1 protein-coding gene is annotated in these 371 nt (G+C 70.4%); it reads left to right on the plus strand.

Annotated elements, in window-relative coordinates:
- Nucleotides 1–104: 104 nt before the first annotated feature.
- On the plus strand, nucleotides 105–371 hold a 267-nt coding region (locus AOK24_RS32740), incomplete at its 3' end, for a LysR family transcriptional regulator (protein ID WP_159052061.1).

A 371-nucleotide genomic window follows, 5' to 3' on the forward strand; every position in this document is an offset into this window, starting at 1 on the left:
GACCCGGTCGTCGAGCCCGTCTCGGCTCACCGGCCATGCTTCCGCCACGAGGTCTTATGCGTCTAATGCCAACTCCGGCGCGCATCCATCGATAACCTTGATGAATGCTCGACATCGTCCGGCTTCGCGTTCTCGCGGCGGTCGCCGCCCACGGCTCGGTCACCGCGGCGGCCAAGGCGTTGCACTATTCCCAGCCTTCGATCAGCCACCATCTGGCCCGGCTGGAGGCGGCGACCGGAGCCAAGCTGATCCAGCGCGCCGGGCGCGGCATCCGGCTCACGCCCGAGGGCGAACTGCTCGCCCTCCGTGCGGCGGAGATCGTCGCCCGGGTCGACGCGGCCGACGCCGAACTCGCCGCCCGGATCGGGCTG

It is taken from the genome of Streptomyces niveiscabiei (assembly GCF_001419795.1).
Classification (GTDB): domain Bacteria; phylum Actinomycetota; class Actinomycetes; order Streptomycetales; family Streptomycetaceae; genus Streptomyces; species Streptomyces niveiscabiei.